Below are 23785 nucleotides of genomic sequence, written 5' to 3'. Positions count from 1 at the left end.
GGCAACTCAATATAGGTAAAAAAGGCCACGCAATGCGTGGCCTTTTGCTAGGTAGCGATACAGTTGATTCAACTACGCCTCTTTTTGGCGGCGTACCAGCAGCCAGTGGCTTAGCAGGGCGAGCAGCCCCCTCAGCCCGATCGTCAGAGCCATGGTGCGCGAGCTGCCGTCGTGAAATTGCCCGACTAATCCACCTACCACAGCGGCAATCGTCATTTGCAGGAAACCAAACAACGAAGACGCCGCGCCTGCACATTGGGGGTTGGGCGCCAGTGCACCGGCCATTGTTTGCGGCATCAAAATGCCTACTCCCAGCATAAACACCATATGCGGCCCCACCACCGCCCACGGATGATGAACGCCAACGGCAGCCAACCCCGCCATGACGATGCCTCCCGTTGCACAGACCACTGTTCCCTGAGTGATAAGGCGATCGCGACCCAAGCGGTGGCTATAGCGGCCGCTGACCAGAGTACCGGCGAAGAAGCCCGCGACAATCAGCGTAAACAGCACGCCATACAACGTAGGAGCGACGCCCATGTACTCGATGAGTACAAAGGATGAGCCAGAAAGGTACGCGAACAGCCCGGAAAAAGCGGCCGCATTCACCAAGGTGTAGCCAAGAAAGGCGCGTTGGCTTAGCAGTAGGCGAAAGTTTGCCAGTATTGTTCTTGGATGGATCGACTGCCTCTGCTCCTTCGCCAGGGGTTCGGGCAGCATGAAAATGAGCCCCGCCAGCATCACTGCCGCGTAGAGCGCCAGCACCACGAACACCGATTCCCAGCCAAAAAACAGCAGTAACCCTGCGCCCACCACAGGGGCCAGAGCAGGGGCGAGGGCCATCGTGCTTGCCATATAGGAGAGAATGCGCCCTGCCTCGATGGGGCCATGAATATCACGCACCGATGCCCGTGCTAATACCGGTCCAGCAGCACCGCCGAAGGCTTGTAGAAAGCGACCTACCAGCAACCACTCGACGCTCGGCGCCCAGGCACACAGTAGGCTCGCAGCGAGAAACAGCGATAAACCCGCGATCATCACCGGTCGGCGGCCAAAGCGATCAGAGATTGGCCCGCACACTAGTTGGGCCAGAGCGAATCCAGCCATATAGAGGCTAAGGGTCAGCTGTATTCGGTCTGGGCCAGTATTCAGCGCTTCTGCCATGGCGGGCATGGCTGGCAAGTACATATCCGTCGCTAGCGGACCGAGTGCAGTCACCGCGGCCAGGGCCATGACGGTGGCGGTAGAGGGCAGCTTTAGCACCCCTTAACTCCTTATGGTTGGACGTGATGCCCCTTCGGACACGAGGCGGGCGCCTTCCCGAATGGAAAGACGCCCGCTTATGTTAGCCTGCTTAGTATAGCGTGTTTTTGCTTGATTTAGCTGGCGTCAGGCTGTGCCTCGGGTGCTGCTTTTTCGAAGGCTGGCAGCGAACGACAATTGGCAGCGATGCGCTGGATCGTCGGGTAGGCTGACAAATCGCACTCGAAGCGTTCTGCGTTATACACCTGGGGAATCAGGCAGATATCCGCAAGCGTTGGGGTGTCGCCATGGCAAAAGTCGCCGCTGCTGGGGTCAGTAGAGAGCGTCGCTTCCAGGGCTGCGAAGCCCTCGGTAATCCAATGGCGATACCACGCTAGCTTAGCTGTTTCATCCACACCCAACTCACCCACGAGATACTTGAGTACCCGCAGGTTGTTGAGTGGGTGAATCTCGCAAGCCACCGACTGGGCAAGCGCGCGAACCCTGGCGCGTGCTAACGCATCAGCCGGTAGCAGCGCGGGCTCTGGGTGTACCTCATCGAGATACTCGCAGATCGCCAGCGACTGGTTAACTACTGAGCTATCGTCCAGTACCAGGCTAGGCACCATCCCCTGAGGGTTGCGAGCCAGATGCTCGCCACCACGTTGCTCGCCTTTCACCAGATTGACCGGAACCTGATTATAGTCCAAGCCCTTAAGGTTCAAGGCGATACGCCCCCGGTAAGCAGCCGACGAGCGGAAATAGCCGTAAAGCGTCGTCATGTTGCCTTCCTTATGTTGTCTTTCTCATATTGCTTTTTATTTGGGCTGGTACTTTACGACTTGCTGATCGATGGTACCGAATAGGTTGTTGCCATCGCGGTCAAACATCTCGATGCGTACCCGGTCACCAAAGCGCATAAAGGGGGTTTTCACCTGGCCGTACAGTATCTGCTCGACCATGCGCACTTCGGCCAAGCAGCTATAGCCTACGCCACCGTCAGCCACTGGCTTTCCAGGGCCGCCATCGGGGTCTGGGTTGGAAACAGTGCCCGAGCCAATCACAGCGCCCGCGCCGAGATAACGGGTCTTGGCGGCATGGGCAACCAACTGAGGGAAGCTGAAAATCATATCCGGCCCGGCTTCTGGCTCGCCAAACTTCTCGTCATTCAGATGCACGGTCAGCGGCAGGGGTACCTTGCCTTCTTGCCAAGCATCGCCTAGTTCATCGGGGGTCACCGCGATGGGCGAGAAAGAAGAGGCGGGGTTGGCTTGGAAAAAGCCGAAGCCCTTCGCTAGCTCACCTGGAATTAGGCCACGCAGGCTCACATCGTTAACCAGCATTACTAGCTTAATGTGCTTGGCGGCTTCCTCGGGAGTGACTGCCATCGGCACGTCATCCGTAATGACCGCAATCTCGCCTTCAAAGTCGATACCATGCTCTTCACTCACCGCCTCGATATCTTCGGTGGGCGCCAGGAAACAGTCGCTACCGCCCTGGTACATGAGCGGATCGGTCCAGAAGGTTTCGGGCATCTCGGCATTGCGCGCCTGGCGTACCAGCTGGACATGGTTCAGATAGGCGGAGCCGTCAGCCCACTGATAGGCACGCGGTAAAGGAGAGTGCAGGGCACGCTGGTCAAGCTCAAAAGCACCGTCGGCATCGCCACCGTTCAGTTGTGCATAGCGTTCTTCGAGCTGAGGGCTAACGGCTTCCCAGCTTTCAAGGGCCGCCTGAAGCGTGGGAGCAATATCAACAGCGCTCACCGCGCGGGAGAGGTCACGGGAGACGATGATAAGTTCGCCGTCGCGGCCTTTGTTAAGTGTTGCAAGTTTCATGGTCATTCAATCCTTGTCGTCAGGGGGCGATAAGTTTTAGGGCTGGTTTGGGTTGAAGTGCGAACGCAGCGTTGACCAAACATCCACATAGTCACGTTGGCGGAAGTCAGCATCCAGAGCCGCAGGGGTTGGGTGGAAGAAGTAGCGGCTTTCAAACATGAAGGCCAGGGTATCCCCCAGGAACTGTGGCTTCAGCTCAGCGTTGGAAGCTTTCTCAAATGTCTCAGCATCCGGGCCGTGTGGTGACATTGAATTGTGCAGGCTGGCACCACCTGGAGTGAAGCCTTCCGCTTTCGCATCGTATTCGCCATGAATAAGCCCCATAAACTCGCTCATCAGGTTGCGATGGAACCATGGCGGCCTGAAGGTGTTCTCGGCAACCATCCAGCGCGGCGGGAAGATCACAAAATCAAGATTGGCCATTCCCGGCGTATCGGAGGGGGACGTTAATACGGTGAAGATTGACGGATCTGGATGATCGAAGCTCACCGTATTGATGGTGTTAAAATTAGCGAGATTATATTTATACGGCGCGCAGTTGCCGTGCCACGCCACCACATCTAACGGCGAATGGTTTAGTTTAGTTTCCCAGAAACGGCCAGAGAACTTAGCGACTAAACGGTAATCACCTTCCAGGTCTTCATAGGCTGCCACGGGGCTTTGGAAGTCACGCGGGTTGGCTAAGCCGTTGGCCCCGATGGGGCCGAGGCCGGGTAGCTCTAAAGGACTGCCGTAGTTCTCGCAAATATACCCCCGTGCAGCGTCAACACCCTGCGCTTTACGCACTTGAAATTTCACACCGCGAGGAATAACGGCAATCTCACCGTTATCGATCTCGAGTTCACCAAACTCGGTGCGTAAACGAATAGCGCCCATTTGCGGAACGAAGAGCAGTTCGCCATCCGCGTTGTAGAAAAAACGTTCGGTCATGTCTTCATTGAACGTATAAACATGCACGCCCACACCAGCTTGGGTTCCCGCATCCCCGTTGACCGCAATGGTGAATAAACCATCAATAAAATCAGTCGGTGCATCCGGTATCGAAACGGGATCCCAGCGCATTTGGTTAGGGTCCGCTGCGGGCTTGTCTAGCGGGGCTGTGTGTACGTTGTTATTTTCCAGTGGCTGATACGCGCTCTGAACAACCGAAGGGCGAATGCGGTAAAGCCAGCTACGAAAGTTTTGATGCCGGGGCGCAGTGAATGCGGAACCAGTGAGTTGTTCTGCGTATAAGCCGTAAGCGCACTTTTGCGGTGAGTTTTGCCCAATCGGCAGTGCACCCGGCAGCGCTTCGCTTGAAAAGTGATTATGAAAGCCATTTTGATATTTCAATTGTTCAGTCATTGTTAAGGCCTGCTTTATTTGAACGTTATTTTGTTAAATCTGTATTTTGTTAAACCTATCTATTTATAAATCTATCTTTTTATAGATCTATCTTTTTATAGATCTAAGAAGCGGCGATTAATCGCCATCACCAACCGCATGGGAAATTGCTTCTTCAAGCACGGCTTGTTCGCCGATGTGGTTAGCCAGTAGCAGAATCAGGCGGGCATTGATGCGCTCGCTCTCAGCCTCGCTGCGGTCGCGATGTAGCGCGGTGAGTGCCGCGTAAAAAGCATCCGGGTCAGTGAAGTTGGGATTTAATTCAAGCTTTGGCATGGCAGCTTTCCTGAAAGGTAGTGTCAGCGGGACCCGCAAGATAAACGCCTAGCGCGCGGTCTAGTGCGTCTTCAACCTGGTGGGCAGTGATAGCGTGCCAGCGAGCAGCAACGTGCTGGTCAGGACGGATAAGGTATCCGGCACCTGCTTTCAGGCCGTAGCGTTGCGTCACTAATCCTTGGGTATCGTTTATAACGGTAGTACGCGGTAGCGTGCTAAGCACATGTGGCGTGGGGCCAACGATCACTAGGTTTATATCAAAGCAGCGGTCTAGCAGGACACCCAAGTCTTTGAATAATGTGGCGGCATGTTCATCCTCAACGCGGCCGTCAAGCAGCAACGTAAAGCCATCGCCAAACTGGTTGAGTAGCCAGGCGTTCTGTTCGCCCAATCGAATAGGCGCGTCTTTGGTTGGGCTGCCAGGGCGCACCTCGCTTGGGCCACCATCAACATCGGGGGTATTAAGCGGTGAGTTGTCATAGCGACACGGCATGGAAAGGCGGCCGCTGTTGACTAAGCTACGAGCGAAGGCATGTTTCTCAGCCAGCTCCAGCGTCACATCGCGGAACACTTGGCTGATATGGCTCTTCGGAGTAATAAAGTCAGTGGCGCGGGGAGAGTTAAGGATGTTTTCTGCCGCGCCATGCTGGCGTTCAGTGTTGTACGTGGATAAAAGCGTTTTTGGGGCCTGCTGTTTGACAACGCGAGCCAGTTTCCAGACTAGGTTGTCCACTCCCTGCAGGGCCCCATTCGCGCCCCTGGCACCAAAGGGGGATACCTGATGAGCCGCATCGCCCATAAATATCACGCTGTGATGAATGAAGTTATCCATCTTGCGGCAACGGAAGGTGTAGACACTGGCCCACTCAAGCTCAAACTCCACGTCTTGGCCAAGCATTGCCTGCACGCGTGGGCGAATGTTCTCTTCTTTCTTTTCTTCTTCCGGGTCAGCATCCCAGCCTAGCTGGAAGTCGATACGCCAAACGTTGTCCGGCTCTTTGTGCAGCAGCACCGACTGATTGGGATGGAAGGGCGGATCAAACCAAAACCAGCGCTCTGTTGGGAAGTCAGCCTTCATCACCACATCAGCAATCAGGAAGCGATCCTGAAATACCTGGCCTTTGCACTCAAGGCCTAGCATGTCGCGGATGCGACTGTTGGCGCCATCCGAGACAAGCAGGTAGTCACAGGTCAGCGAGTAATCACCATCCTGAGTAGAGACTGTGAGAGCGGTGCTGTCAGGCTGAGCATCGACATCAATGACCTTATGTTTCCAGCGCAGATCAATTTGCTCAGCAAAGTTGTGGGCGCGGTTGACCAGAAACTCTTCAAAGTAATACTGCTGCAAGTTGATAAAGGCGGGAATGCGGTGGCCATCTTCTGGCAGCAGGTTGAAGTCATAGACCTCGCGGTCCTGAAAGAAAACGCGGCCATGTTGCCAAGTGACGCCTTTTTCAAGCATCGGCTCGACGCACCCTAAACGGTCAATAATTTCCAGTGATCGCTTGGCAAAACACAGCGCTCGCGACCCCACGCTTACGGTGTTGTTATCGTCCAGGACAATTGAGTGAATGCCCTGCTTAGCCAGATCGATGGCGGCGGCGAGGCCGCTAGGACCAGCTCCGACAATCACCACTGGACAATGGCGAAAGTCTTTAACATCGAGGTCAGACGGGCGTCGGTAAGGATAGACAGGATTTTTATAGGTTGTTGGCATCTATTGCTCCCCTACAGCGTCGGGGGCGTTACACCCGACAGCTGGGCATGATCAGTGGGTGTCTCTAGTAAGCACTTACTGATTTTCGACGGCGTCCTGCAGGGAGTGCCACATAGCGGTATCGCGCTCTGCCGTCCAGATACGTGGATCAGGGTATTCGCCGCCTGCCTCGTCGTAGCAGCGAGTGATATCGAAAGGCACACAGTGATCAAAAATAACCCAGTGGCCATACTTCGGCTTAAGGACCGCGTAAGTCTCGGCGTAGCACTCGGAGAGCGATTTGCCCGCCGCCTTGCCCGCTTTGACGCTTCCATACATGTCATTCAAGAAGTCGCGGGTGCCTTGAATCGCTTCCTGGCACTGCTCGGCAGTTTGCAGCGCATCGCCGCGGCCGGGCACCAGCTTTTGAGGCTGCATGGCCTGCAGGCGATCAAGCGTAGTAGGCCAGTCCTCATGGTAAGCATCGCCGGTGTATGGGGTAGCGCCATACTCAACGAGGTCACCGGAAAACATGATTTTTTCTTTCGGTAACCAGACAACGGTGTCGCCCTTGGTGTGTCCGCGGCCAAGGTGAATGATCTGCACCTCACGCTCGCCCATAAACACCGTCAGTTTTTCCTGGAAGACGATGGTTGGCCAGGTCAAACCAGGGACAGAATCGACCCCTTTGAACAGGCGCGGGAAGCGGCCAACCTCAGATTCATAGTCTTGCTGACCACGCTCGACAATCAGGTCATAGGTGTTCTGGCTAGCGTAGATATTCTCGGCATCGTATGCGGAAGCACCGAGAACACGCACGGCATGGTAATGGGTCATTACCACATGCTTAATCGGTAGGTCAGTGACCCCGCGGATACGACGGATGACGTCCTGAGCCATGATGGGCGTTGCCTGAGTGTCGATGACCATCACGCTGTCATCACCAATCACTATGCCCGTATTGGGGTCACCTTCAGCCGTGTAAGCATAGAGCCCTTCTGCCAGCTTGGTGAAACTGATCTGTTTCTCTTCGGTATCGGCATGGGACGCGAATTTCTTGCTCATGATATCTCCGGTGCTGTCAGGGTGATTCAGGTATTCATTGGAATGTTGTATGCCAGGAGGATAGTTTCTAATGAAACTAAATGTCCAGTGCTCCATCGGCGAGTCAGCCTAGCTTTTGCATGAAATTATCAATAACTCTTAATAAATCAGATAATTATTGCAAACTAATACCTAAGTATAATAATTAAAATCAGTAAATTAGTTGCAAGAGAGAGTATCTGTCGGCAGTGTTCTGCCTTATCCTGACAGGGCTTATTCTGAGATAGGCCAACCTAAAACTGATGTCACCCTTGTTTAGTGAAGGTTAATAAGCAGTGAGTCGTGTTATTGCAAACAGCGTTATTGCAAACAATGTTATCGGACGGAGCTAAGAGGACTCTCTTCCTCGAGGTGGTCAGTATGATAGGTGCGTTGCTGGTGCCCACATTCCCAGCTATCGTGCTGATTTTTGTCATCACCACCCCTGATAAACGGTGGCTCTAGGAGAAACACAATGACGATGGATAAAGCAGACGGTGATGCATCTCTGGAATCTTCAGCCAGGGCAGAACTGGATCTTAACCAATTTTTACCCTATCAGCTTAACCGTTTAGCTGACCGCATCAGTCAGGCGCTAGAGAAGCTATATGCCGAGTCTTATGATCTCAACATCGCCCAGTGGCGCGTGCTTGCGTGGCTTAGCCACTGTGATGATTTAACCGCTAAGAAGGTCTGTGCCTACACCAATATGGATAAGGCTCGCGTGTCTCGCGCTATTCAGTCGCTGGAGGACCGTGGACTGATAAGCCGCACGCCGTCACAGCAGGACCAGCGCCAACATGACTTACAGCTGACAGACGCCGGGCAAGCGCTACTCAATAAATTAGTGCCTGAAGCTCAGGCGTGGGAAGCCAATCTGGTGTCGACCCTGAGCGTTGGTGAATATCGTGACTTGCTCAATACCATGCGCAAGCTTGAGCGGCAGTTGGAGAGGATTGGTTAAAGGCTAGACACAGCAAAGACAAACCAAGATGGCAGAGGGCGCCCGCACTTTGTCAGTGGCGTGTCATTGGTAGCAAAAATAATGTGATTTGTGTAACGAAAAGGCGGGCCATGAATTATCTCCCAATAGCCATTGATAGTGACTCAAAGAGACGGCGTTCTTCTAATAAGTAATTGTAAATTAAATGATATATATAGATTAATACTTAAGTATTAGCATCTATTAGTCGATGGATCGTTGCATGATCCACGCATCTGCAGGCATTGTGATAAATAACGTGATTCACGTAATCGGCAAATGATAAGAATAAAGTATCACGTTTTGCGCTTCCACTTCGTGACGACCAGAGGAAAGAAAAGTGAATAAAACAACAAACCTGATGATTGGCGCTATTGCCGCCGCAACGCTGAGCACCTCCGCCTTTGCACAAACAACAATCACCGTGAGTACCTGGGCTGGCCCTAATCACGGCATCAACACCATTGTATGGCCAACCTGGAAAGCGTGGATTGAAGAGGCAACGGAAGGTCGCGTAACCGTAGACGTGATACACGATATGGGGCCTCCTGTTTCTCAAATGGAAATGGTCGCTGATGGTATCGCCGATGCTACCTGGGTTTTCCACGGCTACAACACGGGCCGCTTCCAGCTAACCAAGCTTCCAGAGTTTCCCACCTTTCAAGAGTTTTCATCAGAAAATGCCTCCAGTGCCTATTGGCATACGCATCAAGAGTCCCTGGAAGCCGCCGGTGAACACCGTGGTGTAGATGTTGTTGCTGCCGGTGTCCACGGGCCTGGCTGGATCTTCAGCAGTGAAAAGTATGAAACCTTAGAAGACCTTAAAGGTAAGCGTATTCGAGTCGGTGGTGGTGTGATGGGGGATCTCTCCAACGCCCTGGAATTGACCGGCGTTGCCTTACCGCCGACAGGGGTTTATGAAGCCGGTTCTCAGGGCGTCATCGACGGGGCCATGCTTGTTCCTGAAGGGCTGCGCAGCTTCCGTGTCGCGGAGATTTTCCCCTATACCCTCAAAGTCGATGGCGGCTTTTATCGCGGCAGGTTCACCATCGTCGTCAACCCAATGATCTGGGATGAAATGTCGCCTGAGGATCGTGAGGCCGTTGAATCAGTCTCTGGTGAGCGTTTGTCCCGTTTGTTCGGCTACATGATGGATGTATCGGATGTGCGTGGCGTCGACTTTGCAGAAGAGCTTGGTCATACCTTTACCGAACTCGGTGACGATGACCTCAGCACGCTGAAAAGCATGAGTGACAGCATGATCGCTGAGTGGGCTGAGTCTGTTTCAGAAAACCGCAACGTTGATGCGATGGCCGCTATCGAATTCTATCGCGAGCAGCTTATCGCTGCAGCGGAGGAGGAGAGCGTTAGCAGCCTAGTGCCGGACGGATTAGTACCAGATAACGCCGAGTAGGTTCCCATTGGCACTGGACGGAGAGCGACCATGCAAACCCAAATGGCACGTGCTACGCGCGTTAGTCGGGTTCTGCAGCAGATATTGGAGGGGGTGGCAGGCGCTACCCTCTTCGGCATGATGCTGTTGACCACTGCTGACGTAGGCGGCCGCTACTTTTTCAATTCCCCCATTCTTGGTGCTGTTGAATTAACCCAACTGATGTTGGCAGCGTTGGTATTCCTGTCGCTGCCGGTCGTTTGTTGGCGTCAAGAGCATGTCAGTGTTGATCTGCTCGATGCTGTTTTCCCTGCGAAACTTATCTGGATACGTGAAGTGATCGTTAACCTGATCGTGACGGCAGCTCTTTGGGTGATGGCTCAGCGCGTATGGGCACTCGCTGAGCGCGCTTTCTCATGGGGAGATGTGACGGAATTTCTGCGCATACCTCATGGCTATCTGATCGGATTGATCGCCAGCATGCTAGCGCTTTCAGCGCTACTGACCCTCGTACGAGCCGTTTTCTATTTGCTTGAGGGACTTAAGGTAATCGAAAAAGGTGGCCCATTGAGTATAGGAGCGCCCCATGACTGAAGCGTTGTACGGTTTCGCAGTATTGCTGATACTCGTGTTCCTGCGTGTGCCTCTGGCGTTCGCGATGGGGATTGTCGGTTTCGCCGGGTTCTACCTATTAACGGGTAACTGGAATGCTGCTGAAGCAATGGCGGCGCGCCGGGTGGTCGATACCGCCATGGATTATGGCCTGTCCGTTATTCCATTGTTTATTCTAATGGGCAACTTTGTTTCCCATGCAGGATTATCCGATGCCTTGTTTCGAGCATCTAATGGCTTTCTAGGTCACCGCAAGGGTGGTCAGGCAATGGCGACGATTGTTGCCTGCGGCGGTTTTAGCGCGATATGCGGATCGAGCTTAGCGACGTGTGCCACCATGGGCCGAGTCGCCATGCCGCAAATGCGCAAGTATGGCTATAAGGATTCGCTTGCCGCCGCCTCCATCGCTGCGGGTGGCACCTTGGGTATCTTGATACCACCCAGCGTCATGTTGGTGATTTATGGAATCTTGACCGAAACCAGTATTCGTGAGCTGTTCGCGGCTGGCTTTATTCCCGGCATTCTTGGCATTTTTCTCTATATTGGCGCCATCAAATGGGTTCTCTGGCGTGCCCCGAGTGCCGGCCCTGCCGCAGAAAAAGTGCCATGGCCAGAGCGGATTCAAGCACTGAAAAGCGTGGGCAGCACGTTAGCGCTGTTCGTGCTGGTGATTGGCGGTATTTACCTTGGCGTGTTTACGCCCACAGAAGCAGCCGGTATCGGCGCGATGGGTGCATTCCTGATCGCGCTAATGCACCGGGCGCTGACACCACAAGTGTTGATGAATGTATTAATGGACACCGTGCGCACCACCGCGATGCTGTTTGCAGTGGTACTAACGGCGCTGATTTTTGCCAACTTCATCAACCGAGCAGGGCTGCCTGGCGACCTTCTAGCACTGGTTAACGGCCTGAATGTGGCGCCTTTTGTGGTCATCCTGGTGATTATCGCTATCTACGTCGTGCTGGGATGTGTGTTTGAAAGCATGTCGATGCTGCTGCTGACCGTGCCGGTATTTTTCCCAGTCGTCGCGGGATTAGGCTACGACTTGGTGTGGTTCGGTATTCTTGTGGTCATCGTTATCGAAATCAGTTTGATAACACCCCCTGTCGGTATGAACGTGTTTGTATTGCGAGCCGTATTGCCGGATGTATCAACGGGCACTATCTTCCGTGGCGTCACCCCTTTCTGGGTCGCGGGTACCATACGCGCACTGCTCGTGCTTATCTTCCCAGCGATCGTGCTTTTCCTACCGCAGTTGCTGTATTAACGCTGCGCTATTCATGCGGTTCTATTAACGTCCGCGCTAAGCAAACGGATGACAGGGTAAGTGCCCTGTCATCCGTTTTTTTGTTGTCACTATTCGGCAGGTATTAGGCGAGGAAAGCGGTGTAGGCTAAACCGTTTCGCACACACCCAACCCAACCCAGCAGCGCTTCGCGCTGCTTTTGCGCCGGGCCGCCGCTGCGGGTGCGCTTCGCTTACCACGCACTACACTTTCTGAAAAAGTTCGAGGGTTGTATACATCGTAGCGCGGGTAACGCATGGCGAGGGACGAGCCTTAAGGCACCCGCGACGGTGGCTGAGCCGTTACTGCCGTTTAGCGACCAGCGTTAAAATGTCATAGCTGGCGACCAGCTCATCATGTTGATTGGTCACTGCCACGTCCCACATCACCACGCCTTGAGGGTGTCCATCAGGTGATGCCCGGCCCTGGTCAATCTTACGCTTACAGGTGAGGCGGGCGCGGATGGTATCGCCGACCAACACAGGTGTAATAAAGCGCAGCGTATCCAGGCCGTAGTTAGCCAATACGGGACCTTCGCCTGGGTAGACGAACAAGCCAGCGGCTGCCGACAGTACAAATTAGCCGTGGGCAATGCGTTGGCCGAACTGGGTCTCTTTCGCGGCAATGTCGTCGAAGTGCATGTAAAAGTGGTCGCCGGAAAGGCAGCCAAAATTGACGATGTCGGCTTCAGTGACGGTACGGCGGTGGGTTAGCAGTGACTCGCCAACCTGCAGGTCATCGAAGTGGCGGCGGAACGGGTGGATATCGTTCTCGATCACCTTCGCGCCACGCACATATTCCCCTGTGACTGCCGCGAGCATGGTCGGAGAGCCCTGGATAGCGGTGCGTTGTAGATAGTGGTGAACAGCACGAATGCCACCGAGCTCCTCGCCACCGCCTGCGCGGCCGGGCCCGCCATGCTTGAGCATCGGCAGCGGAGAGCCGTGGCCAGTGGATTTCTTTGCTGCCTGGGCATCCAGAATCTGCAGGCGGCCGTGCTGGGCGGCTAAGACGGGGATCATTTCGGCAGCAATGGCAGGGTCTTTGGTGGTCAGTGTGGTCACCAGGCTGCCCTTGCCCTTGGCGGCGATGGTCAGGGCTTCGTCGATGCCGCTGTAGGGCATTAGCGTCGCGACGGGGCCGAAAGCTTCGATGTCGTGCGCGCCACCGTCGTTCAACGGGTTACGGTTGATCAGTAAGTGGGGGGAGATGAACGCGCCGTTTTCCACATCCTGGCCGACGGGCTTGAAGCTGCCGTCTCTGCCAAAGACGCACTCACTGGTTTCTAGCAGCTGTTCGATAGCATGATTAACGTCTCTCAGTTGGTCACGGGAAGAGAGTGCACCCATGCGCACGCCTTCTTGATGAGGATCACCGACCACGATGTTGGAAAGGCGCTCTTTAATCAGGCCCGCTAATGCATCCAGATGCTCGGCGGGCACTAACACCCGACGGATCGCGGTACATTTCTGGCCTGACTTGGCGGTCATCTCTTTGACGACTTCTTTGGCAAAGATCTCGAACTCTTCGTCTTCTGGGCTAACATCCGGGGCCATGATGGCGCTGTTGAGCGAGTCCGCCTCGGCGTTGAAGGGGATGCTCTTCGCCATGATATTAGGGTGGCTTTTCAGCTTCAGGGCGGTGCTTGCTGATCCGGTAAAGGTGACAAAGTCCTGCTCTTCCAGGTGGTCCAGTAAGTCACCGGCTCCACCGATCACCAGTTGCAGGGCACCTTCCGGCAGCAGGCCAGATTCGTTGATGACGCGCACGGCTGCTTCGGTTAGGTAGCTAGTCGCCGTTGCCGGTTTGAAGATACACGGCATGCCTGCCAGAAAGGCGGGCGCGAACTTCTCCAACATGCCCCAGATAGGAAAGTTGAACGCATTAATATGCACAGAGACACCGCGGCGGGGTACCAGAATGTGGGTGCCGTTGAAGTGGTTCTCTTTGCCTAATTGTGTCACCGGGCCTTCGTGGGCCACATTGCCTGAGGGCAGTTCCTTGCGGCCCGTGGAAGCGTAGGTAAACAGGGTGCCGAAACCACCGTCGATGTCGATCCAGGAGTCGGCCTTGGTGCAGCCGGTGTGGTGGGAAATGGCATAAAGCTCACGCTTACGCTCTTGGATATAGGCGGCCAGCGCCTTAAGAATGGCGGCCCGCTGCTGAAAATCCAGTGCCAGAATGTTTTTCACGCCGGTGTTGCGGGCGTACGCCACCGCTTCGCGGAAATTGATCTCTTCTTGGTGAGTATACGCAATGGTGGTGCCGTTGATGGCGCTGATAAGGGCTTTGGACTCGGTTTGTCCGAACCACTGGCCTGAGATGTAACTTTGCAAAACTGGCATTGCGTGTTCTCCCGTACAACATAAACAAAGCCGACGCAGTCGCCGGCTTGGAAGTGGGTGGACTAGGGGTTATACCTCGTCAAAATCGAGCACCACTTTGTCGCTGATCGGATAGCACTGGCAGGGCAGTACGTAGCCGGCATCTATTTCGTAATCTTCCAGGGCATAGTTGGCATCCATTTCCACCTCACCTTCGATCACTTTTGATTTACAGGTGGAGCACACGCCAGCCTTGCATGAGAACGGCAGGTCGGCGCCGTGCTCGTTACCCGCGTCCAAAATATTCTGGGTATTGCGGGGCAGGTTATATTCGATGGTGCGGCCATCGATGATCACTTTGATGTGCGAAGTTTCTGCTTCAAGCTGACTGGCTCTGGTTGCCTGGCGGCGTTTGGCGCCTGCTGTTGGTAGCCCAGTAGTGAACAGCTCAAAGTGCACCTTCTCCTTTGGCATTCCATGTTGGGTCAGGACATCGCGCACGATCTCGGTCATCTCTTGCGGCCCACAGATAAACGCAGCGTCGAGCTTGGGTACGTCTACCCAACGGTCAAACAGGGCGTTGCACTTATCGGCATCGATACGGCCGTTGTAAAGATCGATTTCATGTTGTTCGCGGCTGAACACGTAAATGATGTTGAGGCGTTCGAGGTAACGATCCTTGAGATCCTGCAGACGTTCGCGAAACAGCGTGCCCGTGGTAGAGCGGTTGCCATAAATCACGGTAAAACGACTTTTCGGCTCGCTTTCCAACGTAGTGGCAACAATCGACATGATGGGGGTGACGCCACTGCCTGCTGTCACCGCCAGATAGTGCCCTTCACGACTGGGGTCGAGAGGCACGAAGAACTTGCCCTGTGGCGGCATCACTTCCAATTGCTCCCCAGGCTGCAATTGCTGGTTGGCAAAGGTGGAAAAGCTACCGCCTGGCACCAGCTTAACGGCGACTCTCAGCTCATGTTCGTGAACGCCGGTGCAGATTGAATAAGAGCGGCGGACATCCTCACCTTCGATGTCGCGGCGCAGTGTCAGGTACTGCCCTTGGGTAAAGCGAAAGGCGTCCAGCAGGTCGTCGGGAATGTCGAAAGCAATGGAAACGGCATCATGGGTTTCCTTGCGTACATCCTTGACGGTCAAGGCGTGAAATCGGCTCATGGGAAATGGTCTCGTCGTTTTACAGACACTTGAAATAATCGAAAGGCTCCAGGCAATCGCGGCAGCGGTAGAGCGCCTTGCAAGCCGTAGAGCCGAATTCGCTGACGCGTTCGGTCGCGTTGCTACCACATAAAGGGCAGGGCACTACCGGGTCAGACTGCCCCGTCAGGCTACGTTTGCTAGCACTTCCTACCGGAGGTGCGATGCCATAGGCGCGCAATTTTTCGCGCCCGGCTTCGGTCAACCAATCGGTGGTCCAGGCGGGGGACAGGCGACGCTGAATCAGCGGGTCTGAGTAGCCAGCGGCCACCAGCGCTTCATGGATATGCTGTTCGATAACTTCCGTCGCCGGGCATCCGGAGTAGGTGGGAGTCACATTGACCGCCAGCCGATCGTCCACCCAATCGATATCGCGCACAATGCCCAGCTCAACCACGCTGACCACCGGCACTTCTGGGTCTGGCACTTCCTGTAAAACGGCCAGCACGGCGTCGACATCGCCTTTTTCACCCGCTCGTGGCAGGCCGCTGCGGTCGCTGCCGATCAGGTCTCTGGAAGGCCAGTCATCGATAGGGCCGTCACCGATATGCGTCGACGGTGGGTTACCAGACGGTTGCATCAGGATACGTCCTCGGCAGGTATTGCATTTCCGCCAATAGAAAGCCCAGGTGCTCGGTGTGATGGCCGACTTTGCCGCCGGTATACATCCAGGCGTCGTAGGAAGGCCGCTCCAGCGTAGCTTCCTCAAGCACCTCTTCTACCGTCGCTTTCCAGCGAGCGGCAATGGTTTCCGGGTCAGGCGCGATGCCGGCCTCTATCATGGCCTGATCAATTTCGTCGACCTGCAATAGCTCGCCGGTGAACTGCCAAAGGTTGTCGAGCGCGCGCTGCATACGGGTGTGGCTTTCTTCGGTGCCATCGCCCAGGCGAATCACCCATTCAGAGGAGCGGCGAAGGTGGTACGTTGCTTCTTTTAGCGATTTGGCAGCCACTTCAGCAATTCGCGGGTCGCTGGACCCAGCCAAGCCATCAAGTAGATGAACGTGCCAAGCATCGAACAGGAACTGACGTCCTATGGTGTCAGCAAAGTCACCGTTGGGCTGCTCGGTGATCAACAGATTACGAAAGTCCTGGGCATCGCGGCGAAAGGCCAGATGATCGGCATCGATCTTGTCAGTCATCAGTTCAGCAGCCATCAGCTCAGCCGCATAGCCAAGCCAGTTGCGTGCCTGCCCGAACAGATCAAGACCCACGTTCATCAACGCCATTTCTTCTTCCAGCGCCGGGGCCTTTCCACACAGCTGAGCGTGGCGCTGGCCAAGCACCAAGGCGCTGTCGCCAAGGCGTAGCAGGTAGTCGGTCAACGGGGTTTGTGTTTTTTGAGCAATGTTCTTCAGAGCCATGTTCTTCATCACAGCCTCCCTCCTTACATGTGGCCGACTTCTTTCGGCAGTTTGTAGAAGGATGCGTGGCGATAGACCTTGTCGTTAGACGGGTCGAACAGCGGCTCTTTCTCGTCGGGAGAAGACGCGGTGATTTCGCTGGCCGGAACCACCCAGATGCTCACCCCTTCATTGCGACGGGTGTAAAGCTCGCGGGCATTTTCGATTGCCATGCTGCGATCAGCGGCGTGTACGCTGCCGACGTGCTTGTGGTTAAGGCCGTGCTTGCTGCGTATAAAAACTTCGAAGAGGGGCCAGTCAGCCATGAGAGATGCCTCAGTGGTCAGAGGAGCCCCGTAACGCGGGGCTTCCGATTGTTTTAAAAGCTAGGGTTTTAAAAGCTAGATTTTGAAAGACAGTTTTTGAAAGTCAGGCGGCTTTGCGTTGACGCTTGGCGGCATAAGCCACGGCGGCTTCACGCACCCAGGCACCGTTATCAATGGCGCTGCGACGTGCTTCAATGCGCTCGCGGTTGCAGGGGCCGTTGCCTTTCACGACGTCGAAAAATTCCTGCCAGTCGATTTCACCGAACTCATAGTGACCGGTCTCTTCGTTATATCTGAGATCCGGGTCAGGGGCGGTGCAGCCCAGCAGCTCTAGCTGCGGTACGGTTTGGTCGAGGAAGCGCTGGCGCAACTCATCGTTGCTGTGGCGCTTGATCTTCCAGGCCATCGACTGAGCGCTGTTGGGTGAGTTCTCGTCGGATGGCCCGAACATCATTAGCGCTGGCCACCAGAAGCGGTTGATGGAGTCCTGCACCATGGCTTTCTGGTCGTCAGTGCCCTCTTGCATCATGGTCAACAGAATTTGATAACCCTGGCGCTGGTGGAAACTCTCTTCCTTGCACACGCGAATCATGGCGCGCGCGTAGGGGCCATAAGAGGTGCGCTGCAGCGGTACCTGATTGACGATGGCTGCGCCGTCGACCAGCCAGCCGACGGTTCCCATATCAGCCCAGTTAAGCGTCGGGTAGTTAAAGATGCTGGAGTACTTGGCGCGGCCATCGTGAAGTTTGTCGATCTCTTCGTCGCGGTCGGCTCCCAACGTTTCCATGGCGCTATAGAGGTACAGGCCGTGACCCGCCTCATCCTGAATCTTGGCCATTAGCTGCAACTTGCGCTTAAGGCTCGGCGCACGTGTCAGCCAGTTACCTTCCGGCAGCATGCCGACGATCTCGGAGTGGGCGTGTTGAGAGATCTGACGGATCAACGTCTTGCGGTAGGCGTCCGGCATCCAATTTTTGGGTTCTATTTTAATTTCATCATTGATGCGCTCCTGGAACTGGCGTTCCTCAGGGCTCATCTCATCAAGCGTTTTGAGTTTGTTAGAACCGGTTTCAACGAGCTGCGCGTACATAGAGACCTCCGCGGCGTCGGACTATCAGGGAGTGTGACTTATCTTGTTTAAAGTATAGTGACACGAAATATTTTATCAACAAGTATTTTTGTGTGTCACTTTAAGACTTTGTGATTACGGATAAAGCCAATATTGCTGTTTTATAAAGGAAAAATGGCTAAAGTTAAGTGATTCTTAATGTGACTTTTTTTCTGGTTTCATCTGGCTATTTGGGTATGAAAAAGCCCCTTGAGGGGGAGTTCCTAAAGGGGCTGTGTTGGCGCGGCTTAGCTTCACAGAGGCCGCTAAGCGTTAGAGAGCTGGATCAGCGAAGATCTTTGACGCGTCTGGCCTTGCCTAGAGAGCGCATAACGCTCTCTACTGGGCACACCTCAACCTGGGTGCTGATACCAATATATGTCTTGATGGCATGCTGAAGCTGTTTCGCTGCTTGTTCACAGGCCACGGGGTCGCGGGCGATGTCATGATGATTCGCCTCTACCCGCACAAGCACCATGTCCATATTGCCTTGGCGGCTGACTTCGATCTCGTAGTGGGGTGAAAGCGACGCGATCTTGAGCAGTTGCTCTTCGATCTGAGTGGGGAACACATTAACCCCGCGAATAATCAGCATGTCGTCGCTGCGGCCAGTGATCTTGTCGATGCGGCGCATGGGGCGCGCGGTGCCCGGCAGCAGGCGGGTCAGGTCGCGGGTGCGGTAGCGAATCACCGGCAGGCCTTCTTTGGTTAGGGTGGTGAACACCAACTCGCCGTATTCGCCGTCTGGCAGGACGTCACCGCTGATTGGGTCGATGATCTCGGGGTAGAAATGATCTTCCCAGATGGTCGGGCCATCTTTGGTCTCCAGGCACTCCATGCCCACGCCGGGCCCCATTACTTCAGAGAGGCCGTAAATATCGAGGGCGTCAATGCCCAGGCGCTGCTCTAGGGCCGTGCGCATGCTGTCGGTCCAGGGTTCGGCACCGAAAATGCCAGTGCGTAGGGGCAGCGTGCGCGGGTCGATGCCTTGGCGCTCCATCTCGTCTGCGATGTTGAGCATATACGAGGGGGTGACCATGATGATGTCCGGCTGAAAATCACGAATTAACTGAACCTGTTTCTCAGTCTGGCCGCCCGACATGGGGATGACCGCGCAGCCCAGCCGCTCGGCACCGTAATGCGCGCCCAGCCCGCCGGTGAACAGGCCGTAGCCATATGCGACATGCCCCTTGTCGTTGCGGCTGCCGCCAGCGGCACGGATTGAGCGCGCCACCACATCGGACCACACACCAATATCCTTCTGGGTGTAGCCCACCACCGTCGGTTGCCCGGTGGTGCCGCTGGAGGCATGGATGCGAACGATCTCGCTCATCGGCGTGGCCAACATGCCAAACGGGTAGTTGTCGCGCAAATCGGCCTTGGTGGTGAACGGCAGTTTGGCGAGATCTGCCAGCGTGTGGATATCGTCGGGATGTACTCCAGCCTTGTCGAAAGACTGACGGTAGAACGGCACATTGTCGTAAGCGTGCTTCAGGCTCCACTTCAGGCGCTTGACCTGAGTGGCGCGCAGCTCGTCGACGCTGGCGGTTTCCAAGGGGTCGAGAGTCGCAGTGTCGATACGCGTAGCGGGCTGATTCATCAGGGGTCTCCGGTCAAGCAAGTTGTTATTGGGCTACGTTTTATGAGCCATGGTCAGGATAAGGGGCTTATAAGCGCTCAATGATCAGAGCAATGCCCTGTCCGACACCAATACACATGGTGCATAGCGCAAAGCGCCCTTGCCGACGTTCGAGTTCATGCAGGGCGGTGGTTACCAATCGAGCGCCGCTCATGCCCAGCGGGTGGCCAAGTGCAATGGCACCTCCGTTGGGATTGACGTGTTCGGCATCATCGCTTAGTCCCAAGTCGCGCATGACTGCCAATGCTTGAGCAGCAAAGGCTTCATTGAGTTCGATCACGTCCATTTGGTCGAGGGTAAGCCCGGTCTGGGCAAGCACCTTGCGAGTGGCGGGAGAGGGGCCGAACCCCATAATGCGCGGTTCCACACCAGCGGTGGCCATACCCACCACACGAGCGCGTGGCGTGAGGCTGAAACGTTCAGCCTGCTCGGCAGATGCCAACAGCAGCGCACAGGCGCCATCGTTAACCCCAGAGGCATTACCTGCTGTCACGCTGCCGCCTTCGCGGAAAGGCGTGGGTAGCTTGGCAAGCTGCTCGGCAGTTGTGGTAGGGCGCGGGGGCTCATCGGTATCCACCACCAGCGGGTCTTGTTTGCGGCGGGGGATTTCGACCGGAACAATCTCTTCGGCCAAGCGGCCAGCCTCGATAGCGGCGGCGGTACGCTGCTGGCTGCGCAGGGCGAAGGCGTCCTGGTCTTCCCGGGAAATACCAAACTGTTCCGCCACGTTTTCAGCGGTTTCGGGCATGGAGTCCACGCCGAACTGGGCTTTCATGGCACGATTGATGAAGCGCCAGCCGATGGTGGTGTCGAAAATATCGGCTTGGCGTGAGAAGGCTTGTTCGGCCTTGCCCATCACGAAGGGCGCCCGGGACATCGACTCCACCCCTCCGGCGATCATCAACCCCGCTTCGCCGGTCTTAATGGTGCGGGCGGCATTGCCTATTGCATCCATACCAGAGCCGCACAGCCGGTTAATGGTGGTGCCGGGCACTTCAACCGGAAGCCCGGCAAGCAACGCGGACATGCGCGCCACGTTGCGGTTATCTTCCCCCGCCTGGTTGGCGCAGCCGTAAAAGATATCGTCAATCAGCGACCAATCGACACCTGGGTTGCGTTCCATCAGGGTGCGCATGGGAATGGCCCCCAGGTCATCGGCACGCATACTCGAAAGCGCACCGCCGTAGCGACCTATCGGGGTGCGAATGGCATCAATGATCAGCGCGTCTTTCATCGGTTATCTCCAGCAGCAGTATTTTCTGCGTCAGTATCTTCCAGGCGGCGTACGCTGCCGCGAATTTTGTAAGAGCGTCCGCGGAACAAGGCAACGGTATCGCCGTGTTGATTGCGCAACGTAATGTCGTAAATGCCGGTGCGACCACGGCGACTGCGCTCTTCGGCGGTGGCGGTGATCTCGTCGCCTAGCTGGCCGGGGCCGAGGTAGTCGATACTGCAGCCAGCGGCGACGGTGGCTTCATCGTAACTGTTGCAGGCAAACGCAAAGGCGGAATCGGCCAGGGTAAATAGAAATCCGCCATGGCAGTTGCCGTGCCCTTGCACCATGTCTTGACGCACGGTCATGGTCAGTTCGGCGAAGCCGGGGGCCACGCGAGTAATACGCATGCCCAGCCCTTGGCTGGCATGGTCGCGGGAAAACATCGCGTCTGCACAGGCTTCCGCCAGCTGTTGTGGGGTCAGTTGGGTATCACTCATGAAAGCTTTCCTCGCTCAAGGCGTTGCGCCGCAGCAGAAACGAGCTGCGATAGCGCTCTTCGCCGTAGCTCTGCTGTAGATGCGTCAGGGTACGGTGAACGAAAGGCAGGCCCAGTGAGTCTGCCCAGGCCAAGGGGCCGCGGGGATAGTTGACGCCAGCCTGCATGGCCAGGTCGCCATCCTGGGCGCTGCAAACACCTTGCAGTACGGCGTCGGCAGCTTCATTGGCGAGCATAGCCACGGTGCGCAGTACCACCAGCCCCGGGGTGTCGGTTAGCCAAGTCACGTCCACCCCCAGGCGTTGGAAGAACGCCGTCGCCAGTTGACGAGCTTCGGGCGATGTCATGTGGCTGGCAGCAAGCGCGATAGCGCTGGCGCTGCGGTAGTCCAGGCACAGGTCGAACAGGACCAGGGCGTCGAGCCCTTCATTGACCGCGCGCTCGGCGGCGCACCGCCCGTCGCTAAGGGCCAGCACCAGATCGCCCAGATATAAGCGAGGCGTGCCGTCTGACTGGAGTGATTCACGACGAGCTACGTCGAGCCCAGCTTCCTGGGCGCGTTCCAGCAGCGGAGCGATCACACCAGGGTCGCCCTGTACGACAAGTGCTGGTAGTTCCGCGTTTGCTGGTGCGGCAAACTTAGGCTGTGGCTTCGCAGTGTTTTCACCCGCGTAGTCAAAAAAGCCTTGGCCGGACTTACGCCCCAGGCGTCCGGCTTCCACCAGCGCTTGCTGTACTAAGGAAGGCTCGAAACGGGTATCGCCGTAGTAGGCATCGAACACCGAGCGGGTCACCGCGTAGTTAACGTCATGACCAATCAGATCCATTAGCTCGAAAGGCCCCATACGGAAGCCACCCGCCTGACGCAGCAGCGCATCTATCGTGGCGGCATCGCTGGCACCTTCCTGCAGCAGTCGTAGCCCTTCGGCATAGAATGGCCGTGCCACGCGGTTAACAATGAACCCAGGGGTGGAGCTGGCGTGTACCGCGACCTTGCCCCAGGCGCTAGCAGTGGCGTAAAGGGTTTCGGCAACGTCGGTGGTGGTCGCTAAACCCGACACCACTTCTACCAGCTTCATTACGGGGGCGGGGTTGAAGAAGTGCAGCCCCGCCATGCGTTCAGGGCGTTCAAGGTTCGCTGCAATGGAGGTGATCGATAGTGACGAGGTATTGCTGGCGAGCAAGGTATCCGGTGAGCATAACGCTTCGAGCTGCGCGAACACCTGACGTTTGATCTCAAGGTTCTCGACGATAGCTTCGATAACCAAGCGGCTGTCGGCCAAGGCATCGATAGCATCGGCGGGCTGCAGGCGAGCGACGATGTTATCCACATCGCCTTGGGTCATCTTGCCCTTGGCGACGCGCTTTTCCAGCTGGCGGCGAATGTTATCGATGCCTGCTTTGGCGGCACCCGGCTGATTGTCGTGCAAGACCACCGAGTGGCCAGCCTGGGCAGCAACCTGAGCAATACCGGCACCCATGGCACCTGCGCCAATCACACCAATAACGGCAGACGTGGGAAGGGCTGGCATATCACTCTCCCTTGAAGGTGGGGCGACGTTTCTCGATAAAAGCGCTGACGCCTTCGCGGTAGTCTTCAGTGCGCCCGGCAAGGCGCTGCAGGTCGCGTTCCAGGTCGAGTTGCTCGTTGAAGCTGTTATCGCTGCTGGCATGCAGGGCGCGTTTGATCAGTGCCAAGCCGCGCGTCGGTTGAGTGGCTAGGTGGCGAGCCATGTTCATGGCTTCTTCCTGAAGCGCCTCATCATCGACGCAGCGCCAGATCATGCCCCACTGTTCGGCGGTCTCGGCGGGAAGCTTGTCGCCAAGCATTGCCAGCCCCTTGGCGCGCGCCATACCCACCAAGTTAGGCAGCGTCCAGGTGCCGCCGGAGTCTGGAATTAATCCAATCTTGCAGAAGGCCTGGATGAAGCTTGCCGAACGAGCAGCCAATACGATGTCGCAGGCCAGGGCGATGTTGGCGCCGGCACCTGCGGCCACGCCGTTCACCGCACAAATAGTCGGGAACGGCATATCTTTAAGGGCGCGCAGCATAGGGTTGTAGCGTTTTTCAAGCGACTCGCCGAGGTCGGGGGCTTGCTCGCCGGGCGCGACGCTGCGGTCGGAAAGATCCTGACCGGCGCAGAAGCCGCGGCCGTTGCCGGTCAGTAACAAAGCGCGAACGCTTGAGTCCTGGCGCACGGCCTTAAGTGCTTTGCGCATTTCAGCATGCATTTCAGTATTGAAGCTGTTCAGGCTGTCGGGGCGGTTCAGCGTGATACAGGCGACGCCATCTTCCACGGTGTAAAGCAGGGGCGCTTGGCTCATGGG

Annotated in this window: 21 protein-coding genes and 1 pseudogene; 4 read left to right on the top strand and 18 right to left on the bottom strand. The window is 56.0% G+C overall.

Annotated features, from left to right (window positions below):
- Window positions 1-72 precede the first annotated feature (72 nt).
- The 7 genes from REH51_RS07790 to REH51_RS07760 form a co-directional block, all read right to left on the bottom strand.
- The gene (locus REH51_RS07790) at window positions 73-1263 is read right to left on the bottom strand and encodes a multidrug effflux MFS transporter (RefSeq protein ID WP_498937463.1); all 1191 of its coding nucleotides are present in this window, start codon (window positions 1261-1263) and stop codon (window positions 73-75) included.
- A 116-nt stretch (window positions 1264-1379) separates the two neighbouring features.
- The gene (gene maiA / locus REH51_RS07785) at window positions 1380-2024 is read right to left on the bottom strand and encodes a maleylacetoacetate isomerase (RefSeq protein ID WP_498937461.1); all 645 of its coding nucleotides are present in this window, start codon (window positions 2022-2024) and stop codon (window positions 1380-1382) included.
- Between the two features lie 36 nt (window positions 2025-2060).
- The gene (locus tag REH51_RS07780) at window positions 2061-3080 is read right to left on the bottom strand and encodes a fumarylacetoacetate hydrolase family protein (protein ID WP_498937459.1); all 1020 of its coding nucleotides are present in this window, start codon (window positions 3078-3080) and stop codon (window positions 2061-2063) included.
- 36 nt (window positions 3081-3116) lie between these two features.
- Window positions 3117-4424 carry a homogentisate 1,2-dioxygenase gene (gene hmgA / locus REH51_RS07775; protein ID WP_009723089.1) on the bottom strand — a complete coding sequence of 436 codons (1308 nt, stop codon included), beginning with the start codon at window positions 4422-4424 and terminating at the stop codon, window positions 3117-3119.
- A gap of 117 nt (window positions 4425-4541) precedes the next feature.
- On the bottom strand, window positions 4542-4739 hold the full coding sequence (locus tag REH51_RS07770; protein WP_009723088.1) for a DUF2783 domain-containing protein: 198 nt from the start codon (window positions 4737-4739) through the stop codon (window positions 4542-4544).
- Window positions 4726-6456 (bottom strand): FAD-dependent oxidoreductase, encoded by a 1731-nt coding sequence (locus tag REH51_RS07765; protein ID WP_498937457.1) that lies wholly within the window; start codon window positions 6454-6456, stop codon window positions 4726-4728. Before REH51_RS07765 ends, REH51_RS07770 begins: the two co-directional genes overlap by 14 nt.
- Before the next feature lie 75 nt (window positions 6457-6531).
- Window positions 6532-7500: an MBL fold metallo-hydrolase gene (locus REH51_RS07760; protein ID WP_009723086.1), complete on the bottom strand. Its 969-nt coding sequence runs from the start codon at window positions 7498-7500 to the stop codon at window positions 6532-6534.
- 493 nt (window positions 7501-7993) lie between these two features.
- Here REH51_RS07760 and REH51_RS07755 point away from each other — a divergent pair, with 493 nt between their 5' ends.
- From REH51_RS07755 to REH51_RS07740, 4 genes are all read left to right on the top strand, one after another.
- Complete coding sequence (locus tag REH51_RS07755; protein WP_009723085.1) at window positions 7994-8482, top strand: MarR family winged helix-turn-helix transcriptional regulator; 489 nt, start codon at window positions 7994-7996, stop codon at window positions 8480-8482.
- 358 nt (window positions 8483-8840) lie between these two features.
- The gene (locus REH51_RS07750; protein ID WP_498937455.1) at window positions 8841-9914 is read left to right on the top strand and encodes a TRAP transporter substrate-binding protein; all 1074 of its coding nucleotides are present in this window, start codon (window positions 8841-8843) and stop codon (window positions 9912-9914) included.
- 30 nt (window positions 9915-9944) lie between these two features.
- Window positions 9945-10487, top strand: coding sequence for a TRAP transporter small permease (locus REH51_RS07745; RefSeq protein WP_009723083.1), 543 nt, complete (start codon window positions 9945-9947; stop codon window positions 10485-10487).
- Window positions 10480-11775, top strand: coding sequence for a TRAP transporter large permease (locus REH51_RS07740; RefSeq protein ID WP_498937454.1), 1296 nt, complete (start codon window positions 10480-10482; stop codon window positions 11773-11775). The genes REH51_RS07745 and REH51_RS07740 overlap by 8 nt, the downstream gene beginning before the upstream one ends.
- Before the next feature lie 320 nt (window positions 11776-12095).
- On the opposite strand, the pseudogene paaZ reads toward REH51_RS07740, so the two are convergent.
- The 11 genes and pseudogenes from paaZ to paaG form a co-directional block, all read right to left on the bottom strand.
- Window positions 12096-14138: pseudogene (paaZ, locus tag REH51_RS07735) on the bottom strand (phenylacetic acid degradation bifunctional protein PaaZ).
- 69 nt (window positions 14139-14207) lie between these two features.
- Window positions 14208-15290 carry a 1,2-phenylacetyl-CoA epoxidase subunit PaaE gene (paaE, locus tag REH51_RS07730; RefSeq protein ID WP_498937452.1) on the bottom strand — a complete coding sequence of 361 codons (1083 nt, stop codon included), beginning with the start codon at window positions 15288-15290 and terminating at the stop codon, window positions 14208-14210.
- Between the two features lie 19 nt (window positions 15291-15309).
- Window positions 15310-15909, bottom strand: coding sequence for a 1,2-phenylacetyl-CoA epoxidase subunit PaaD (gene paaD / locus REH51_RS07725; RefSeq protein ID WP_009723079.1), 600 nt, complete (start codon window positions 15907-15909; stop codon window positions 15310-15312).
- A complete protein-coding gene (paaC, locus tag REH51_RS07720; protein ID WP_009723078.1) occupies window positions 15893-16702 on the bottom strand; it encodes a 1,2-phenylacetyl-CoA epoxidase subunit PaaC in 810 nt (269 codons plus the stop codon). Before paaC ends, paaD begins: the two co-directional genes overlap by 17 nt.
- Before the next feature lie 14 nt (window positions 16703-16716).
- On the bottom strand, window positions 16717-16998 hold the full coding sequence (gene paaB / locus REH51_RS07715) for a 1,2-phenylacetyl-CoA epoxidase subunit PaaB (protein WP_009723077.1): 282 nt from the start codon (window positions 16996-16998) through the stop codon (window positions 16717-16719).
- A gap of 103 nt (window positions 16999-17101) precedes the next feature.
- A complete protein-coding gene (gene paaA / locus REH51_RS07710; protein WP_009723076.1) occupies window positions 17102-18088 on the bottom strand; it encodes a 1,2-phenylacetyl-CoA epoxidase subunit PaaA in 987 nt (328 codons plus the stop codon).
- A 304-nt stretch (window positions 18089-18392) separates the two neighbouring features.
- Complete coding sequence (paaK, locus tag REH51_RS07705; protein ID WP_498937450.1) at window positions 18393-19706, bottom strand: phenylacetate--CoA ligase PaaK; 1314 nt, start codon at window positions 19704-19706, stop codon at window positions 18393-18395.
- Between the two features lie 67 nt (window positions 19707-19773).
- A complete protein-coding gene (gene pcaF, locus REH51_RS07700; RefSeq protein ID WP_498937448.1) occupies window positions 19774-20979 on the bottom strand; it encodes a 3-oxoadipyl-CoA thiolase in 1206 nt (401 codons plus the stop codon).
- Window positions 20976-21458 (bottom strand): hydroxyphenylacetyl-CoA thioesterase PaaI, encoded by a 483-nt coding sequence (gene paaI / locus REH51_RS07695; RefSeq protein ID WP_009723073.1) that lies wholly within the window; start codon window positions 21456-21458, stop codon window positions 20976-20978. The genes pcaF and paaI overlap by 4 nt, the downstream gene beginning before the upstream one ends.
- Entirely contained in the window at window positions 21451-22989 is a 1539-nt protein-coding gene (gene paaH, locus REH51_RS07690; RefSeq protein ID WP_009723072.1) for a 3-hydroxyacyl-CoA dehydrogenase PaaH, read from the bottom strand. The genes paaI and paaH overlap by 8 nt, the downstream gene beginning before the upstream one ends.
- A 1-nt stretch (window position 22990) precedes the next feature.
- The gene (paaG, locus tag REH51_RS07685) at window positions 22991-23782 is read right to left on the bottom strand and encodes a 2-(1,2-epoxy-1,2-dihydrophenyl)acetyl-CoA isomerase PaaG (RefSeq protein WP_009723071.1); all 792 of its coding nucleotides are present in this window, start codon (window positions 23780-23782) and stop codon (window positions 22991-22993) included.
- Between the last annotated feature and the right edge of the window lie 3 nt (window positions 23783-23785).

The sequence above is a fragment of the Halomonas bluephagenesis genome, from assembly GCF_054790765.1.
Note: the sequence above shows the minus strand (reverse complement) of the source record. Positions and strands in the feature narration are given on the sequence as shown.

Coding starts and splice junctions, on each gene's coding strand:
- maiA (WP_498937461.1), bottom strand. CDS start 2,024: ATGACGACGCTTTACGGCTATTTCCGCTCGTCGGCTGCTTACCGGGGG.
- REH51_RS07780 (WP_498937459.1), bottom strand. CDS start 3,080: ATGAAACTTGCAACACTTAACAAAGGCCGCGACGGCGAACTTATCATC.
- hmgA (WP_009723089.1), bottom strand. CDS start 4,424: ATGACTGAACAATTGAAATATCAAAATGGCTTTCATAATCACTTTTCA.
- REH51_RS07770 (WP_009723088.1), bottom strand. CDS start 4,739: ATGCCAAAGCTTGAATTAAATCCCAACTTCACTGACCCGGATGCTTTT.
- REH51_RS07765 (WP_498937457.1), bottom strand. CDS start 6,456: ATGCCAACAACCTATAAAAATCCTGTCTATCCTTACCGACGCCCGTCT.
- REH51_RS07760 (WP_009723086.1), bottom strand. CDS start 7,500: ATGAGCAAGAAATTCGCGTCCCATGCCGATACCGAAGAGAAACAGATC.
- REH51_RS07755 (WP_009723085.1), top strand. CDS start 7,994: ATGACGATGGATAAAGCAGACGGTGATGCATCTCTGGAATCTTCAGCC.
- REH51_RS07745 (WP_009723083.1), top strand. CDS start 9,945: ATGCAAACCCAAATGGCACGTGCTACGCGCGTTAGTCGGGTTCTGCAG.
- REH51_RS07740 (WP_498937454.1), top strand. CDS start 10,480: ATGACTGAAGCGTTGTACGGTTTCGCAGTATTGCTGATACTCGTGTTC.
- paaE (WP_498937452.1), bottom strand. CDS start 15,290: ATGAGCCGATTTCACGCCTTGACCGTCAAGGATGTACGCAAGGAAACC.
- paaD (WP_009723079.1), bottom strand. CDS start 15,909: ATGCAACCGTCTGGTAACCCACCGTCGACGCATATCGGTGACGGCCCT.
- paaC (WP_009723078.1), bottom strand. CDS start 16,702: ATGAAGAACATGGCTCTGAAGAACATTGCTCAAAAAACACAAACCCCG.
- paaB (WP_009723077.1), bottom strand. CDS start 16,998: ATGGCTGACTGGCCCCTCTTCGAAGTTTTTATACGCAGCAAGCACGGC.
- paaA (WP_009723076.1), bottom strand. CDS start 18,088: ATGTACGCGCAGCTCGTTGAAACCGGTTCTAACAAACTCAAAACGCTT.
- paaK (WP_498937450.1), bottom strand. CDS start 19,706: ATGAATCAGCCCGCTACGCGTATCGACACTGCGACTCTCGACCCCTTG.
- pcaF (WP_498937448.1), bottom strand. CDS start 20,979: ATGAAAGACGCGCTGATCATTGATGCCATTCGCACCCCGATAGGTCGC.
- paaI (WP_009723073.1), bottom strand. CDS start 21,458: ATGAGTGATACCCAACTGACCCCACAACAGCTGGCGGAAGCCTGTGCA.
- paaH (WP_009723072.1), bottom strand. CDS start 22,989: ATGCCAGCCCTTCCCACGTCTGCCGTTATTGGTGTGATTGGCGCAGGT.
- paaG (WP_009723071.1), bottom strand. CDS start 23,782: ATGAGCCAAGCGCCCCTGCTTTACACCGTGGAAGATGGCGTCGCCTGT.